This is a genomic window from Clostridium sp. OM05-6BH, assembly GCF_003481635.1.
Taxonomy (GTDB): domain Bacteria; phylum Bacillota; class Clostridia; order Lachnospirales; family Lachnospiraceae; genus Butyribacter.
The window spans coordinates 1-19,400 of sequence record NZ_QULH01000016.1 but is presented as its reverse complement, the minus strand read 5'-3'; the positions used below and the strand labels follow the sequence as shown (position 1 = coordinate 19,400).

The window sequence follows — 19,400 nt, the reverse complement described above, 5'->3', positions numbered from 1 at the left end:
CACCCTCCAGAAAGACTAAATCCAAAGATTCATCTTCCAAAAAAGGTGCTTTTTAACTAACAAAGAACTGCTGTTCCGTTATTTTTTTATTCTTAAGATACTATTATTGTATTACTTTGTCCGGCTGCAAAATGTGTAGTATTCTTTGACATAAAAAACAATCTATGAAGCGCATAGTAGTCTGCGTTATTAAATAACTGCACCGCGTTTCCATTTGCCGCTCTTTAATCGCCATGCATTGCAGACGCATCTTGCAAACCAGTCGATCGTCATGGCGATCCAAACGCCCCAGACGCCAAGTCCCATTGGCTGCATCAATCCACCGATCACATAGGCCAAACCAATTCTAAATACCCACATAATGATAATGGAGCTGACCATGACAAACTTGACATCACCTGCCGCACGCAAAATTGATGGTAATGTCCACGCTGCCGGCCACATCACCATACAGCAGGCACTATGATACCAGATTAAAATACGTGCTAAGTGATCTGCCTCCGCAGACAGATTGTACCAGCTTGCAATTGTTGGTGTCATAAAGATGATGACGATATTCAATCCCCATAACATCACATATGCCCATTTCATTAACTTCCAAGAATACTCTTTCACCGACTGATAGTCGCCTGCCCCAACACACTGGCCGACAACAGTTGTGAGCGCTAATCCCATTGCCGCAGCCGGAATTGTAGCTAACAGCTCGATCGTACTTCCGGTCGCATTGGCTGCGATCGCCGCCGTTCCGTAACTGGTGATCAAGCTCTGTGTAAACAGTTTGCCGATCTGGAACATACCATTATCAATACCACTCGGAATACCAATCCTTAGTATTTTGCCTATAATCTGACCGTCCCAGCCAAATCGAAAATACTTGTCGATATGAAGATCGTATTTTTCATTGCGCAGAATAAATACAACAACGATACCTGCTACCACGCGCGAGATCAGAGTACCGTATCCAACACCTGCGATTCCCATATTATAACCAAATACGAATATTGCATTAAATAAAATATTCAAACCATTCATAATCGCAGATACAAACAAGGATATTGATGCCTTTCCCATTGATCGAAGCAAAGAAGATGCTCCGTCATATACCGCAATAAAAGGAAAAGAGAAACCCGTAATAAAGAAATAAGTAACGGCCTGATCCATAACGGCCTGATCAACCTTTCCATAAATTAATGATAAGATCGCACGGTCAAATACGATACACACTGCCGATATGACAACGGATACGATCAGGCAGATCAGTACAAGCTGATTAGCAACAATCTGACCAGTCTTTTTCTTCTTGGCACCTAACGCCTGTGCCGCTACTACTGCGCCACCGGTTGCTAGTGCATTAAATATGTAGATCAACAAATTGCTGATCGTATTGACAAGGGATACACCGGATACTGCGGTATCCCCGGCACCCGACACCATGATCATGTCAGCCATGCCTACAGTAACTGCTAAAACTTGTTCAATAACTAATGGCAAAACTAATGCAATCAGATATTTTTTGTCAAACTGAACTCGTGCTGTCGTCTCTTGCATATTCATTCCTCCATTCTTAAGAAATGTACTCTCGGAGTCTTCTCAAAACGAGTTATTTCGGCTGCATTTTTATATAACGATTCCGAAACTACATATATCTTGTGTTCTGATAATTGCTAATTGTAAGTAGGCACTCATAAAAAGTCAAATGTTTTGGAAAAAATGCCAAAAAAATGTAAATATTGAAAAAAAAATGGATTTTTTTTGTAATTTTTACATTGCTTTTCTATCTTAATCGTATTAGAATGCAGGGCATAGCAGTCATAAGCAAATCAAAGCATGACCTCACACAGAACACGTTGACCCAGAATTTATGACTAAAAAGGAGTGTTGATTATGCAGAAATATGTAGAATTACTTAGAGAGCCAATGCAGGTAAAACCGGAAAGTTTACGAGCAGCCCGCCAGAAGAGCAGCTCTACACCACCTCATGTGTACCGTCTCAATTATAACGAAAGTCCTTATGGTTTGGGACCGGCATCACAGGCCGCATTAGAGGAAGCAATAAAAACTCCTTATGTGTATCCGGATTGGTTCTCTGTAGAACTTAAAACGAATCTTGCCGAATTGTATGGCCTTAAATTTGAAAATATCGCCGTTGGTCCCGGATCCAGTGCAATGATCAATATGCTTGGAGAACTTTTCATTAATCCAGGTGATGAATTCGTATTTGGTGATCCAAGTTATGAGGCATTTCGTGATGTTGCCAATGATTATGGTGCCGTTCCGGTCGCTGTTCCTTTGGATGATAATATGAACTATGACTTAGACGCTATGTTGGCAGCTATTACTGACAAAACGAAGATCTTAGTTGTCGTAAATCCTAACAATCCAACAGGAACTTTCATCGACTCTGCTAAGCTGGAGGCATTTATCCGTAAGGTTCCAAAGCATGTCATTACTGTAATTGATGAAGCATATATGGAATTTGTCGATGACCCAAATAGTTACAGTATGATGAAGCTGATCAAAGAAGAAATCGATCAGCCGCTCATTATCATGAGAACATTTTCTAAGATCTACGGTATGGCAGGACTTCGCGTCGGCTATGTGATCACAAGTCCGGACATGACGGATCATTTCGGTAAATCCAGCAATGCTTGGAATGTAAGCTTCATCGGTCAGAAAACTGCTGCTGCAGCTACGAAGGACCAGGAGCATGTCTCTATGGTACACGACATCAATGCGAAGGAGCGTGAGAAAGTCACTAAGGCTCTCTGCGATCTGGGCTGCCGCGTTTATGATTCACAGGCTAATTTCATACTGTTTAAGGCTCCGATCGATACAATGGAAGTTTATACCAAATTGGAAGAGCAGGATGTGTTGATCGGTGTTCATGTAGGTATGAACCGTGTCAGCCTTGGTAAACCGGAAATGAACGAAAAATTCTTAAAAATTATGAAAGAAATTCTCAAATAAAATTCGGGAAAGATCAGCATCACAAAAGCAGCTTGCAAGGTATGATTTTGTACCTTGCAAGCTGCTTTTAATTCTTTCGTAAAAGAAGCTTTGCCGTTCAGCTTATCTTTGATGGTTATATAATCACACCGTTCGGCTAAGTCAATCATTCAACGTCATTACATTATGCAGTAAATAACAGCGAATGATCAATGCCATCTCTTCTGCCGTAGCAAAATCCGGCAATCCCAGTAACTGTTCTGCTTTGCGAATGCGATAGCGCACTGTATTACTATGCTGAAACAACTCCTCCGACGTCTTTGCAAAATCACCATTATTTTTGACATAAGAAATAACGGTTTCCAATAAATTGACATCATGAGATGCATCATACTTTTGCAAAATGGATACGCTTTCCTCTACCTCATGGTATAGCATCGGATTATTTACAAGCGACATAACATATTTGTAAATTCCGATCTGGGAATACGCTGTATCCGTCTGCTCGAAAAACTGTCCGACGATATTTGCATTTTTTGATTTAATGATAGCCTCATTCAAGCGATCTAATGGCAAAATTTCATCACAAATACCAATATGATACGACTCAGGTAAAAAACCCGCCTCTACCAATATATCATTAATATGATGCAGCATATTCTGATAATCCTCCGGTATATTATCTTCCTGATAAGAACAGATCAGCATAATGCCATGCCCCATCTTTACAAAAGAATAATCGTGTACTTTTGTGTCACGATACTGACGGTACATTAACTTGTCAAAATATGTATGGATCTTCAAGTTGTTCGACATATCCCTCGATGTAATATTTGCCGTAATAATACTCGGATGAAAGTGCGGATTGATCTCCAATGCAATTTTTTCTACGGTAGACGGTTTATGTTTTTCGTTCACAATAGAATTTAATTTTTCCTCTGCAATAACATACTGCGCACGCGTCTTCATCGACTCATTGATACATATGATCAGATCTTCCATAAATTGCTCATAAAAAGAAAACAACGGTACATGATACAATTTCGCTAACTTGATAATATCTTCCGGCAGTTCCCGATCCGGCGGAATCTTAATTGCAATACCGGATACCTGCTTTTGGATCAAGGTACGGAGTGTCCCATTGACCAATTCCGGATCAGAATCAGCAAAGAAATAGGATAACAGTACAAAATATCCATAACCATATCCTTCATAATCTATCCGGCTGCTCTCATACTCCAAAATAACCGTCGCATTCACTAAATTATTAAGGTATTTTTCCCCACATATTATCTTAAAGTCCTTAAATAGGGACAGTTCCAAAATCTCGCTAATCTGAATCATAACTATCCTCCACGCCTATACAATCTTATACTTCCAATCATTAGGCATATCTGTGCATTGCGAATCATATTCGCATTTTGTCCGCCTTGGTGTCATTTTGAAAATATTATACCTTGGGTTAATATGCTTTGCAATGCCGAAATACTAACATAGAGATGATCGCCGTCAATCCTTCTGCAATCCAAAACGCATGCCATACTCCCGTCGCTCCTATTGCGTAACTCAACAACATCGCTGCCGGAATAATGATCACAATATAACGGCACAACGAGATTACTAACGATTGCATTCCTTTCCCTAATCCTTCTAATGCCCCGGAGGCTGTCACAGAGATCGCAGATGTTAGAAAGCCTGCACTGATCAATCGAAGTGCCGTTTCTCCAACACGGATCGTCTCCGGAGTATGCGTAAACAGTCCCATTAAAGTTGCCGGGATCGTCATGCAGATCACCGTTCCACCTAACATGATCAAACCATTCATTACAAGAACAAGTTCAAAGATCTTTTTCACACGCTTGTGTTCTCCCGCACCGTAATTATAACCGATCAGCGGACGCATCCCTTGGATAATGCCATTCGCCGGCAGATATAAAAATGTCTGCAGCTTATAATAGATCCCAAGTACTAAAATATAGGCTTCGGAATACACTGCCAAAATTGCATTCAGTGCAGAGATCAACACGGAAGACAACGCCATATTTAAAGTCGCAGGAATGCCGATCGCGTACAACTTTCCAACCATATGTTTATCCGGCCGTAAATAACTTCTTCTCACATGTACCGACAATGGCCGTATTTTACAGATTACGAAATAAACGCACAGCGTTAATACCTGTCCGATCCCCGTAGCAAGCGCAGCACCTCTGATCCCCATTTTCGGAAAAAATCCCAGTCCAAAAATCAGGACAGGATCTAATGCAATATTGGTGCAGCAGCCGATCAGCAAACTGATCATTGTCACTTTCATACGCCCCACTGCCTGAAAGATCTTCTCAAATGCCATGCTGAGCGAGACAACCAAAGCAAAAGAAAATGCAATATCGGAATACTGTATTCCTAAAGCTGCAACCGCTTCTGATCTGGTAAATAAACGCAAAAAAAACGGCATGATCTCAATACTAACTATGGTCAAAAGCACACCGTGCACTGCCGATAAAAGCAGTCCCTGCGTCGTTGCCATATCTGCTTTTTCATAATCCTTTGCACCCAAATAAAAACTGATAACCGCATTCATTCCAACGCCAAAACCAATACCGGCAGCATTGATAAAATTCTGTACCGGAAATACGAGCGATAGCGCCGTCATCGCATCTTCACTGATCTTAGCGACAAAATAACTATCCACAATATTATATAAAGAATTGACAAGCATCGATATCACCATGGGAAATGCCATCGATACCAACAATGAAAATACCGGTTTTTCTTTCATAAATGTTTCATTCATAACAAAATGAGTCCTTTCTGTTATAAAGAGTAACGCTCACTGCGCCTGACTCATTATAACAGAAGGACTCCTAAAAATCATCTGTTTCTAAGGTATCTTCTCAAATTTTACCGTATCATGATACGAAATTCACAACATTATTTCGTCTTTGCCGAAACGACACCGGACCACTTACCAATATTTTTTCCTTTTTTACTGACAGCGCAAATCTTAAAATAATATCTCTTAGATTTTTTCAATTTCTTAATGGTCTTTTTGGCGCTTGTCACCTTGATAACCTTCGTTCCCTTTACAGCTTTGAGTTTTCCGTTCTTTATCTTTGACAGTTTCTTTTTACTTGTACTGTACGCAATACGATAGGTCACATTTTTCTGACTCTTCCAGCGAAGTGATAATGCCTTTTTCAGCTTCTTCACTTTGATCTTCGTAACCTTCTTCGGAGCTTTAGCAGTTTGTTTTGTGCCCGGATTTTTCCCGGCATTATTTATGCTGCCACCGTTATTACCGGTATTATTGTTTCCAGTATTTCCAGTGTTATTTCCGGTATTGTTTCCAGTATTACTGCCACTATTATTTCCACCGTTGTTATCATCTTCTTTCGGCGGATTCAAAATTGCTTCATCCTCATCGACCGGATCAGCTGCAGGCTCTCCGTCTGTCACCACCGGATCAACTTTTTCATAAGAAACCTGATCCATATCAAATGACTGATCCCTGTACTCCTTACCAACAGTCATGCTGTCATCCGTATTGCTGACAGGTACCAATGTGTAACGATAGTCATACACTTTATTGTTTTTCACCAGGTATGGATCCAACGTATCAAATCCACAAGACGCATTACCCGTTCCGCTAACTGCAGCATCGACAGTGACAAACGTTTTGGTAAGTGGCTTTAACTCGTTAACATGTTTTGCTTTGTCGAGCTGCTCCGTCATAAAATGCAAAGCAGATGCATTGACATCCTCATTGCCACAGATCAACATTCCGGTTCCATTTGTTTCATTGTCAAGACGGATCCATTTCACACCTGTCAGATTCCCACAATCTTGAGGTTTTGCAAATGGATAGAACATCTTATTAACCGTAGAAGTATATGCTCCTACCCTCGTATAAGTCTGTCTGTCACAGTAACTTTCATCATCACCATTTCCATACCAAGAGACATTTTCTGTCCCTTTCGCAAGCGACAATCGTGTTCCAACTTTAATAAACTTTTTGACTTTTGTTTTCGTAAAGTCGAGTTTCATACGTACCGTTACCGCCCCAGTATCTTCGATCAAATAACTCATTTCTATCGTTCCCGGAGTCTTTGTTTTGCTGTCCAACAGATAGGAAGAATTCCATTTCGTGGTAAGCATATAATTACCATCTGTACTCTTTCCCACCGTTGGTTCCCCATCTAATGTCAGATAACTCATTATATCCTTGAAATGAGAAGAATCATTGTCAAGCTTTGCTCTGGAAATATTAGGCTTCGGACCTTCCTTCATGAGCAATTGGTCTTTGTAATAATAGGACTCCAGTAATCCCGTATCCAAATTCAATTTGAACCGAAAGTCTTTGCCGGATACTATAAAATAATGGCTCTGCTTCTTGATCTGCACATTCTTTCCATTCAAAGTATGTGCCACTTTTGTACTTTTAGCATCAATGGTGAATTGCGCATATGCAACTTCGTAACCTGCCTTCGCCCAGTCTGAATCTTCTTTTGTCTTTACATGAATATTAAGATAATAATCTGCACCAGACTTAAGCTGTTCCGGCATCACATAAGGAACCGTGATCTTTTTCTCCTCTTTCGGAAGAACTTCATCATTCAGTGTTCCCTGTGAAATGATCCGGTCATTTTCCTGCAATGCCCATGTCACATCATACTCGGACAATTTTGCAGAAATACTTTCGTTGCTTACCGTTAATTCATTATTTGTCAACTTATCCTGATCGGATTTAAACCAAAAGCTCTGGTATTGATATTTCACTTCCTTCAACTCTGGCTGTGGGTCGCGATCTGCAGACACAAGACCATTTTGGCAGAAGTTTTCGTCTCCACCGGTGTCGCCCCAGTCACCACCGTATCCCAGGAAGTATCCATCTAACTGATTCAAACCGCTCTGATGAGCATCTTTACTGCTATAATAATTCCAATCTTTTTCTCCGATCTTGACTTTTCTGGACTGATCCACCCAATCCCAAATAAAGCCCCCAAGCATACTATCATATTTGCGGATCGCATCCCAATAATCGCTTAAATTGCCGACCGCATTACCCATTGCATGATCATACTCATTCAGCAAGAACGGCATTTGACTCTTACTTGTACCATAACCGATAATGCTGTCCGGTGTATAATACATATGACTTATCATATCAATTGCCGTAGAACCTTTGTCTCCACCACTCATACCTTCATAGTGAACCATTCTGCTATCGTCGCGATCCTTAAAATACTGCACCATATGAGCAAATGCGCCGTTAGCATAATTACCATCTCTTTGTGTCCATCCTTGAGAGCTTTCGTTACCAATAGACCAGAACAAGTTACTCGTCGTATTCTTAAATCTTTCGTACGAAGCAGTCTGTCTTGTCATTGCAGCCTTTTCAAGCGTTGCTATTGCATCCTCATCTGTGATCAATGCATGCGATTCATTATTCGATTCGCACATCAGGTACAGTCCATATTTATCGCATAGATAATACATATAATCATCATTTGGATAATGCGATGTACGGATTGCATTGATATTATTCTGTTTCATCAACATAATATCTTTTTCATACACCTTTTTGGAAATATATTTGCCGGTTTCCGGATCGGTGTCATGTCGATTCACGCCTTTGATAAGAAGTCGTTTCCCATTTAATTTAACGGTATCATAATGGTCGGTTGCATTGTTATACTTTCCATCATTTGTCACTTTTGTCGATGTAAAAGTCAACTTACGAAATCCTACATTTTGACTCACACTTTCGTAATGAAGTTTGGAGCTTTTATCATACAAAGATAATACCATTGTATACAGGTTTGGATGATCACTGTCCCAAAGTTTTGGATCTGTAATCTGCATCTGCAGTGACGTCTCCGTCTGTTTACCGGATGCGATTGCTGCAATATCTTCCTGCGTTGTGGCGCATAAATTTCCCTGATCATCATACAAATTAAGCTGCGCTGCCATGTTCGATGATTCTGTTGCAGCATCATTGATCGTCTGCATTTTCACCTTAAGATCAGCTGTAGAATAATCGTCTGACAAATCTGTCGTCAACGTATAGTCCTGTACATGCACCGTAGGTGTACTTGTCAAATATACATCACGGAAGATTCCGCCATCATAAATCATGTCCTGATCTTCCATCCATGTTCCATCACAGAACTTATATACCTTTACGGCAAGTACATTCTCCTTGCCCGGATCATTCAATGCATCTGTAATATCAAATGTGTGTGGATCATAACTATCCTCACTATAACCGATTTCCTTTCCATTAATATATAGATAATATGCCGACTCCACTCCACCTAAAGTGATATAAACCTTTCCATTCTTTTGCAGCATAGAATCTTTCACCTTGAAAGTTTTACGATAAAGACCCACGGGATTTTTCTTCGTTGGTGCCAATGGAAACTCTGTACTTTCTTCAAATGGCATCGCTGAATTCGTATAGATTGAGTGATCGAATCCATAGCTTGTCCAGCTGGCCGGAAGAGTGACCTTTTTCCAGCCGTCTTTCGCATCCATCTTATAGTTCGTATTTTGGAATGCACCGGCTGCTTCTGCTTTTGCCGGATTATCAAATACGGTCAGATCCCAGTCCTGTCCCTCTCCGGTAAGTAACTGGTAATACGACGACTTGTCTCTTGCATAATCTTTGGCACCGGCATATGCAGATGCAATATCTGCATACGGAACCAAATTAGAACTATCCGGCAATGTATTCACCGAAGTAATATCTAAATTATTATCCTCTCCTGTCCATTCTCTGCCGGTAAGAGATTTCCTCGTAATCTTAGCTGCCGTAGAATCCGGCAGTTTTCCGTAATCAAATGCCTCACTCTTAAACTCTGTATCCGCCGCCTTTGCCTTATGTGGTAATGCAATCGACAATTGTGTCGGTAAACTGCTAAGCATCAGCGATATTGCAAGTACACCGGTGCCTATTCGCTTTCCCCATATTTTTTTCATCCTAATCCTCCATTCTGACATACATCATCTTATATATCTGCAAACGCCCGACTAAATAGCCGGGCTTGTTTGCAATTTATTTCTATTTTCGTGTTACACTATACTACCTTGATCGTTACCTTCGCTTGTTTCTTTCCAATCTTAATTTTCAGAACACTTTTGCCTTTCTTAACACCTTTTACTTTAATCGTACAAGTCTTTTTCCCTAAGGTTTTCTTCAGTACTTTAGCCTTGTTTTTTCCAGATAATTTTACACTTTTGATCTTATCTGTTGTTTTCGTATTTTTGAGTGCTGTTGTCAGCTTAAATGTTACTTTCTTGGTTTTTCCTTTTTTGATCACAACTGTTTTTTTCGTTGCTTTGATCTTCTTTACAACATTTGCTTTATTTGTTTTTTTAGAAATTGGAATAACCTTTTTGCTGTTGGTGTCAGGTGTTGCCGTTGGTGTTGCTGTATTCCCAGGTGTCGGTGCAGTTGTTTCTTGTGGTGTTGTCGGAACCGGAGTCGGTGTAACATCAACAATTGGTACTACCGGAGCTGCCTTCACCTCATCGGATGCGCTATATGCATAGCATGCCTTAAAGTTTACATGAATCTTCTTTACATTTGCGATGTCTTCCTGCTTTGCCTCTCCCAGTTGGAATACAAGCTGGATAGACGCCGCACTAATATCAGCACTTGAAATCGTCTTTCCAATTCCATCGGTCTCACTAGCAAAATCAAGTATTGCTTCATAAGTACCACTCTGGTCAATGGTTACCCCTGTTGGCTTACCAGATGCCCATCCTCCGATACCTGTTGCCCAAGTAAGCGGATATGCTTTATCCAGATCATAATTTGTAATGTCAAACACTACTTTTACTTTCGCAGTATCATCCGGTAACTGTGCATCGTCCAAAATATTTTTTTCTCCATCAAATTTTGAAAATAATTTAACCCAATGCTTTCCATTGTCTTTTTCATAGCTGCTTAACTCCTCTTCGTCAGATACCCTCGCCAGATCAAAACTGGTTTCGTGAACTGTTCCATCCTCACTCTGAGCAAACGGAAGCTGTGTTTCTGACGCATGCACAGTCTTTACCACAGTAGCTGCCGGTATCGTCAGTGCTACAGCAAGCAGACCTGCCAAAATCATTTTGTGTGTTTTTTGTAATCTCATATTTTTTCCTCCTTTTAGCGGCTGAATTTTTTATAACCGCTTTTCTTTAATTTTTTCAGGTTCGCTCTTCGCACTGCTGCAGTCGAACCTTTTAATTTAATTTTGTGTTTACATCCTTTGTACGCATTCTGGGACACCTTTGTTAATTTTCCTTTTACAACAAATGTCTTGAGCTTTTTCGCTTTTTGGAATGCATACTTTCCTATCTCTTTCACATTTTTTCCAAGAGTAACTTTGGAAGCCTTAATGCCCTGACACGCCTTCGTTCCAATTGCCGTAACACGATATTGATATGCTCCAATCATGATCTTGTCCGGTATAACCAAAGCAGCCGCTTTTTTGTACTTTTTGTTCAAACCGGACAACTTAACAGTTCCGGCTTTTTTCATTGTTGCCGCCTTAGTCACTTGATAAACTCCAATATTCTTATTGACCTTCGTTCCCTTTTTCGGGCTGTTCGGACGATCCGCCTTCGGCGTTTGCTGCGGAGCTGCTGTAGGTTTTACGGTTGGATGCACAGACGGTGTCTGTGTCGGTTTAACGTTTGGACGTTTCGTTGGCTGAACATCCGATTCTTTTTGTGCATGTTTAGCGCCTAAGATGCCAACCATATCTACCGCCATTGTTCCATCTAATACCTCTACAGTTACTACATGCTTTCCATAAACAAGATCTGTTACTGCAACTGTCATATTCATATTAGCTGATTTTTGTGTTTCTTGTTTCGCATGCTGATTTCCATCGACGGTCATCTGCACAGTACAGGTCTTTTTCATCTCTCCTAAGATTTCTAATCCTGTTCCGGTAAAGGTATACGTAAGAGTTGCTCCATTGTCCGTATTTTTGGACACACTTCGCTGATATACATACATTCCCTGACCGTTCGTGTGCAACCATTTGTCATTGTATTCAAGTTTTGTGTTTTTCTGTGCGGACAGATCATATTGTTCCATATTATCTAACAATTCTGTATAATATGGTACATAACCGTCCAGCTTTTTGACCTCCAAATTATCAAACTGTGTATATGCATTGGAACTTCCTAACGCTATTCGTCCTGCAGTGATAGGCTGTTCATCTATATAACTGCCAACCAGCGTATAATTGACATATGCGTTAATCGTATTGCCTTTTCCTTCCAGCGTGATCGTATTCCACTGATTTGCTCCTGCATCAAACTGTGTTTTGGCATCACAGGTACCGGTCACAACTTTTTTGGCTTTACGATACAATTCCCATTTACCATCCGGATATAATTTGAATGTGTAACCGCTTGCAGATGTAATATTATGAGAACCACCCATTTCTCGTATTGCTACAGCCGCATAATTTTTAACATCTTCCCGTTCAAATAAGACATCCACAGAGGCTTTGTAATTTGTCCAGCGGAGATCTCCAATCAAGGTTACCGGAGCACCGGAATTCCAGCTGCCACCCACACCGGTCTCTATAAAATCTGTCTGCTGACGCAGTACATGGTCACCAGACTGTGTCTTATATACTTCAAAGGCACCATTCATGGTATGCGTATAACGTGCCATTGCACCGGTATCACCACCGCGAGACTGGATATAGTCCTCCGTCTCACCGGTAAAACCACCTTTGCCATCAAGCACCGGAACCGTCTTCCCAGCATACTCAAAATCATCTGCATACAGATAATCGCTGTCGACATCCTGTTTACTTCCGGTACGATCCGTATCCAATACCGTTCTTTCACCTTCGACAGGAAGAGCCTTTGTATGCTCTTCATCTCCTGCAACTTGCAGCGTAGTAACTGTCACGGCAGAATAAGGATTAACCTTTACCGTATAGACTCCATTATCATCTGCCTTCGTTGTACCGATGCATTTCATATAATTTTCATTAAAAGCACCGTCATCTGCCGCACGTGTTTCCCATATTTCCAAATTCTGATCTTCAGCAAGCTTCATATTCTTGGTTTGAATCTTATATTCCATTGGATATTCACTATCATTAACGATCATTGTCGAGAAATTGTCCTTGGCAGGAGATGCCAGTGTCATATAATTCTCTCCGCCGTTACGTCCATTTACCGGATTCGTTCCATCTGCAGTACATTTACTTGCCTGCGGCACAGCACGCCAGATTCCTGCTGTATTATCCTCATTTTCCCAGCCGGTTACCGCGAATTTGCTTATATGTGCAAGCATGAGTAATCCGGCATCATAATGGATCCAGCCTGACCACGGATCACGCGCGCTCACTAATTCCTTGAAAGAAAACTGTGCGCCCTCATAAAATGATCCAATTGCCGGCTGATAGATTACATGTGATCTTCTGGACTGTACAAAACCTTTGATAAATGTATTTGCCATTTCCAGCGCACTGCCGGTTCCTCCAAGACCTGTTCCTTCTGTCGTTGGATCTTTTACATTATTAGCAGGGCGAAATGCTGAATTAGAAAATGTAGCCTGTGCCTCACTATTCCAAACCTCTTTATCTTTGGTCTGTGCAAGCCATTTCATTCCGCCATTGGAATCATCCCAAGGACTGTAATGGTATCCAACAACGTCTACCGAATTATAAAAATCACTGTCCGATTTCATGGACTCCACAACGCTATCAGACGCTGTTCCGGCTTCATCCGAAACAACTAATTTAATCTTATGATACAACGCAAGTGCTTTCTCATCCGGAATCGTTTCTTTGGTTTCTGCCGCGATCCATTTTGCAAATTTTTTGGTAAACGCTACATCACTGTCCACATCCCATTTTTCATTGATATTTGGATTAATATAATCGACCATATAACCGTACTTTTCGTACGCGTCTAAAATTGTCTCTTTATACCATTGATAAATCTTTTCATCCGTTCCTGCCCACACCGGAGCTTCCCAGCGCAATATACTCACTTTGATTTTAGGATTGATCTTCCTAGCATCAGCAGCTAACTGCCATCCCGGATTGCGCAACACATTTGCCTTCTCTTTTTCTGTTCTCTTCGTGCAAGATTCCGGTCCTGTTGATGTGTTACGATCATTTCCCATTTCCAATTTTACATGATTCATGATCGGATAATTGCCACCAAACAAATACTGCATAAGCTCCGCATATGCCTTTGGCTGCTCTGCCTTATAATCCATAAGCAGATCACTGGTAGAATTACCGCTAAGCATACCAAAGCCTTTATAGGTAAGACCATTCACATTATTTACGGCGATATCATTTCCATCCAAAACAACATTGCCCATTTTCGTTTCGGGCTGTGAAACATCCTGTTTCCCCGTTTCAGACTTCGCAGCCGCATAAGCTTTCTGCGTCGATGCACTGATTGACTGCACTGGCAATCCATTCATCGTAAGTGCGCATGCCAAAACAATGGCACCTATTCGGTTTCCCCATTTTTTTCTCATACCTTGCTCCTTCCGTATAAAATGTTATACTTACTACTCACAAGGTATTATAATTGTCATCCTTAATTCTTTACAATCTGAAATATTTTGCAAACCCTTAAAATATTAGTACATAGGTTGTGCTTACTACATTCTTTTTATCCTATGTGATTATGACTATTTCTATATTCTCTCGGAGAGATTCCCTCATATTTTTTGAACACAATTCCAAAATAATTAGCATCCTTATACCCGACCCTCTTTCCAATTTGTGCGATTGGTGCATTTGTGTCCAGTAATGCAACTTTTGCACTGCTAATACGTTTCATCGCCAAATACTCCATCGGTCTCATGCCAATTTTGTCATGGAATACCCGACAAAAATGCTGGGTAGATATCCCACAAACAGATGCCAACGTCTGCAAACTAATATCATCTCTATAATTCTTTTCCATATACATTATGGCATTATCAACCACTGTTCCTGTGCGATTTTCCTGTTGTACGATCAATAATTTATGCATAAGCAAAATGTATTGATAAACTAACATTGAGCAGTGTCCTGCACCATCTCCCGGTTCTCTTGCAGCAGCCGCAATCTGCTCATAAAGCTTTTTGACTTCTGTAATATCATTGATCGTTTTTACAACATAACGTCCAAACCCTAAGCGTGCCATCATAGCATCCAAAGAATCTCCACGAAAAACCACCCAGTATGTCCTCCAGTCACCATCAATTGGATAATATGTATGCGGCTCACCGGAAGCCACATAAAAAATACTGCCTTTACCGGCTGTGTATTCCTTATCACCAACAATTATTTTTCCTTTGCCCGACATTGTAAATAATATTTGATGAGATATTAATCCTTCCTCTCGATGCGTGTGAAATTCCGGATCTGATATCCCTATTCCGGTCAAATAAACCGGATAACATTCCTGTATTCCAATAACCGGGTAATTCGCCTGAAACATAATAACCTTCTCCTCTCCTATTCATCTGCTTTCATCGTCATTTATTTTTCTCTGAGAGTTATCATTATTATACATGAATAAGTATATATTTGCACCGACAAAAAAATCCTATCTTCCTTTTTGCTAGGCAATTGTATGCCTCCATTCTAATAAGAACGAAAAAAGGAACATAGGATTTTTTATTTTAATTTGTGATGTATTGCATTTTGTAATACGACGTTTCAGCAAAACCCATGGATCATATAATACACATAAAGGCTTGTTTAAATTATGCTTCCTCACCATGATCGCTGTCAGCCAGCGCAGCTGTGATGATTGCCATCGAATATACCTCTGATGCATTGCAACCACGTGACAGATCATTAACCGGTGCATTCAGTCCAAGCAAAATCGGACCATACGCATCAAAATTACCCATACGCTGTGCAATCTTATAACCGATATTTCCGGCACTGATATCTGGGAAAATAAAAGTATTCGCATGACCGGCTACTGTAGACTCCGGACACTTCGTGCGTGCCACACGAGGAGATACTGCTGCATCAAACTGAAGCTCTCCATCGATTGGGAGATCCGGATACTTCTCCTTGGTCTTCTGTGCTGCATTTCGCATCTTATCTACTGCCTCGCCCTTACCGGATCCGTGTGTGGAATAGCTAAGGAATGCTATCTTAGGATCTACATCAAAGATACGGGCACATTTTGCTGTTTCTCCTGCGATCTCGACCAGATCGTCTTCCGTAGGATTAATATTGATCGCACAATCGCCCATAGCAAGCACTTCATTATCACCGGTAGCACTTGGACGAACAAGAATAAAACAGGAAGAAACCAAATTATTTCCAGGTTTTGTCTTGATCAACTGCAAAGCAGGACGAACAGTATCTGCTGTTGAATATGTTGCACCACCAAGCAGTGCATCTGCAAATCCCATCTTTACCAACATTGTTCCAAAATAGTTAGCCTGCTTCAGTACTTCTCTTGCCTGATCCGGTGTGACACCTTTCTTCTTACGAAGCTCACAATATAACTCCACCATTTCATCTATCTTGTCAAACTTCTCCGGATCAATGATCTCTGCACCGCGAATATTAAATCCACTTTCCTCTGCAGCGTCCGCGATACGTTTCTCATCACCGATCAAAATAGGGTGCAGGAAATAGCTTGCAAGTAATCGTGAAGATGCCTCCAAAATACGTGGATCTTCACCCTCTGTAAATACGATCTTCTTAGGATTCTTCTTTAAGATTCCTATTAACTGTCCAAAACCGAACACATCATCATCTCCATTCTTTCGTTTCACTTAATAATATTATAATGGGAGAATTTCTCATAACTCCTTAAATTCACCATGCCCATTGTCTAACATTATGAGGGCGATGTCAAGGGATTTTCTCAAACAATTTTGATCTTTATTTGAGACTTTTTATTATTATACGTGTATACATAAATACACACTGTCCCTCGTCTTTTTGCCTTGATTTTTCCGGCACTATTTACCGTTGCTATCCTCTTATTGGATGACACAAAACGCAGTTTATAACTCGCACTCCCCTTGCTTAATATTGTCCTTGTCTGTAATGCTTTTCGTTTTTTTATTTTTGCCTTTTGAGCGGTAATCTTTATTTTCTTAGGCGCCTTTTTTACTGTGACACGTATGGTCTTTTTCTTGCCGTCTACCGTCTGAATAACGATTTTGGCCGTCCCTCTTTTACACCCTTTAACCACGCCATTATTCGTTACCTTGGCAACCTTAGTATTTGAGCTGGTCCACTTAACTGCTGCCTGCACCGAACCGCCGGTAACAGTCACCGGAAGAGTGATCTTCTCACCTTTTCCGATCGTATATTTGGCTTTCGCCTTAATCTTGGTCTGATAACGGCCACCGGCATTTGGTGAAACCGTCCATTTCGGCTGTTCTGTCGCATCCGAAGGTGCTGCTGTCGATGTCGGTGTGCTTGACGTCGATGGTTTTGCTGTCGGTGCCGGCGCGCTTGACGTCGATGGTTTTGCTGTCGGTGTCGGTGTGCTTGATGTCGATGGTTTTGTTGTCGGCAGCACCGCAGGTGCTACCGTAGGTGTTGCTGTAGGCGTTAGTGTTGCCACCGGTTCGTCAGCAGGGTTGCCAAATACTTTGATGCAGGCATTATTCAGATCATATTGCACATCATCTACAGATATCGCCGTATTGTCATACCACTTAGCATCTTCCGCGAAATAAGTATAACTCTGTCCCGCTGAGGCACTATAACAGTGTCCATTCTGCGGATCATTTTTTCCCTCTAGCGGAACGCAGGCAGAATCATCTACGGTCGCATATGTAATAACCACCGAAAACTTCTCGCCATCTGCAACGCGAACCTCTTTCGGAAGCTGTACCGTATGATAGCCTGTTTTGGCAAAGATGCCACTCACACTCGCTTCTTTGATCTGCGTTCCGTTGGTTGGATCTTTCCCTGATACAGAACGATAAATATCTACTGTATATGGCTGATCCTCCTGTACCGTATAAAAAGCAACTGCCTGTAACTGCTGTGATCCATCTGCTGTAAACACATTGGCCGTCTTCACTTCTTCTGGTGAACGAAGCGAATTGTTCCAACCATTGCCATCATATTGAAAGATGGTCTGGTAGGTATCTGCCGAAACACCTTCAAATGTGTAATATTCACAAAGTGATGGATCATAATAGGATACCCAGAAATACCCATTTTCATCTTTGGAGTAATTGGTACCGTAGCTATTTGCAATCAGCCACGCCCCAGATTCCGGAGCGTCCTCACGAAAATCATTAAAATCATCATCCCAACCGACAATTGTGACACAATGATTCGCCTGATCAGGTCCCACCATGTAAGCATAACTGGCGTACACACCATTCGTCTCTTTGTAATATCGATTGGACGGATTATAATACAACGCCACATCCATTGCCCCATGCGTCAATATTGCTTCCTTGATCTCATTTCTTGATGTGATATCGCTTGCCAGATATGGATCATAACATTCGGAGTCTGTCAACTGGATCAACGACTGTGTACGCAGCGAGGATGCCGCATTTTTCATGACAGATGCCATATTAGAAGCCGTATCAAAGGGAGCCTCACTCTCTGCCACAGCCCCCCATTTGTTTGCTAAGACAGCCTGTGCAACATCTGCATTTCCACCTTTATTATAACTTGCTCTATCAGAAACATAGTCACGCGACATATGATCACCATACAATGGACTGGTCGTATCATCCAGGGCATGATAGGCGTACCATGCCAAGTGATTTTCGGACAGATCCGCAGTATCTTTGGTTAAGATCCCCTTCATCAGACAATCAGATTCCAACGCTTTTAATGCTCCAAACGCCCAACAGGCACCTGTATCCTGCTGATTGCGTATTGGCGTTTCCTGCTCTGTTCCACGCGGATCATAGCTCACTGGAAGTGCCATGGAGCGTTTATTCTTAGCCGCAGCAGACGATGTATACCTAGATAACGTGTTGCCTGTATCATCCTGCAGCGAATAGGAAATATGGCCCGCCGTATTTTCCTTGTATACTTTATGATATAGCTCTGCTTGATTGGCCAATTTGGTTATATCTGCTACAGAGCTCTGTGCGGTGTCAGCAGTCATCGCATCTGCCGCCTGGCGATCCCAATTCCCCACCCCAGGCACAGCAAGCGCAATTGCTACTAACACCGCAATTCTTTGTTTCTTTTTCATATGCCACCTTCCTTCCATTCTGATCACATACGTAATTTCATAATAATTGCTCATTATATCATGCAAACACGAAAACTATCCCTTAATACTTCTATTATAACATGAAAATCTGTTTAAATTATGTCTCTTCTCATTTTTGGACCCATTTCGCATTCTTGTAACCATATTTATTTTACATAGGCAAATGATTATTTTACTAAAACTTCCCATACCGAAAGTTACTATAAGAACCACATATTGCTTATTATGTCACAAAACTAATAGCTATTTTGCAG

The 19,400-nt window shown here is 41.2% G+C and carries 10 protein-coding genes; 1 reads left to right on the top strand and 9 read right to left on the bottom strand.

Annotated features, from left to right (window positions below; translation table 11 throughout):
* Nucleotides 1-189: 189 nt before the first annotated feature.
* Nucleotides 190-1,548 carry an MATE family efflux transporter gene (locus DXB73_RS11560; protein WP_182448240.1) on the bottom strand — a complete coding sequence of 453 codons (1,359 nt, stop codon included), beginning with the start codon at nt 1,546-1,548 and terminating at the stop codon, nt 190-192.
* A gap of 336 nt (nt 1,549-1,884) precedes the next feature.
* On the opposite strand from DXB73_RS11560, the gene DXB73_RS11555 reads away from it, so the two are divergent.
* Complete coding sequence (locus DXB73_RS11555; RefSeq protein WP_118691232.1) at nt 1,885-2,967, top strand: histidinol-phosphate transaminase; 1,083 nt, start codon at nt 1,885-1,887, stop codon at nt 2,965-2,967.
* A 141-nt stretch (nt 2,968-3,108) separates the two neighbouring features.
* On the opposite strand, the gene DXB73_RS11550 is transcribed toward DXB73_RS11555, so the two are convergent.
* The 8 genes from DXB73_RS11550 to DXB73_RS11515 form a co-directional block, all read right to left on the bottom strand.
* Nucleotides 3,109-4,290 (bottom strand): PucR family transcriptional regulator, encoded by a 1,182-nt coding sequence (locus DXB73_RS11550; RefSeq protein ID WP_022024510.1) that lies wholly within the window; start codon nt 4,288-4,290, stop codon nt 3,109-3,111.
* A gap of 118 nt (nt 4,291-4,408) precedes the next feature.
* Nucleotides 4,409-5,737, bottom strand: coding sequence for an MATE family efflux transporter (locus DXB73_RS11545; protein WP_118691231.1), 1,329 nt, complete (start codon nt 5,735-5,737; stop codon nt 4,409-4,411).
* A 137-nt stretch (nt 5,738-5,874) separates the two neighbouring features.
* Entirely contained in the window at nt 5,875-9,921 is a 4,047-nt protein-coding gene (locus DXB73_RS11540) for a glycoside hydrolase family 2 TIM barrel-domain containing protein (protein ID WP_182448239.1), read from the bottom strand.
* Nucleotides 9,922-10,019: 98 nt separating this feature from the next.
* Nucleotides 10,020-11,081 (bottom strand): hypothetical protein, encoded by a 1,062-nt coding sequence (locus tag DXB73_RS11535; RefSeq protein WP_118691229.1) that lies wholly within the window; start codon nt 11,079-11,081, stop codon nt 10,020-10,022.
* Between the two features lie 14 nt (nt 11,082-11,095).
* Nucleotides 11,096-14,458 carry a family 16 glycoside hydrolase gene (locus tag DXB73_RS11530; protein ID WP_118691228.1) on the bottom strand — a complete coding sequence of 1,121 codons (3,363 nt, stop codon included), beginning with the start codon at nt 14,456-14,458 and terminating at the stop codon, nt 11,096-11,098.
* 137 nt (nt 14,459-14,595) lie between these two features.
* Nucleotides 14,596-15,411, bottom strand: a complete 816-nt coding sequence (locus DXB73_RS11525; RefSeq protein WP_118691227.1) for an AraC family transcriptional regulator — start codon at nt 15,409-15,411, stop codon at nt 14,596-14,598.
* 268 nt (nt 15,412-15,679) lie between these two features.
* The gene (gene pta / locus DXB73_RS11520; protein WP_118691253.1) at nt 15,680-16,687 is read right to left on the bottom strand and encodes a phosphate acetyltransferase; all 1,008 of its coding nucleotides are present in this window, start codon (nt 16,685-16,687) and stop codon (nt 15,680-15,682) included.
* Nucleotides 16,688-16,806: 119 nt separating this feature from the next.
* Nucleotides 16,807-19,125, bottom strand: a complete 2,319-nt coding sequence (locus DXB73_RS11515; RefSeq protein ID WP_182448238.1) for a lectin like domain-containing protein — start codon at nt 19,123-19,125, stop codon at nt 16,807-16,809.
* Between the last annotated feature and the right edge of the window lie 275 nt (nt 19,126-19,400).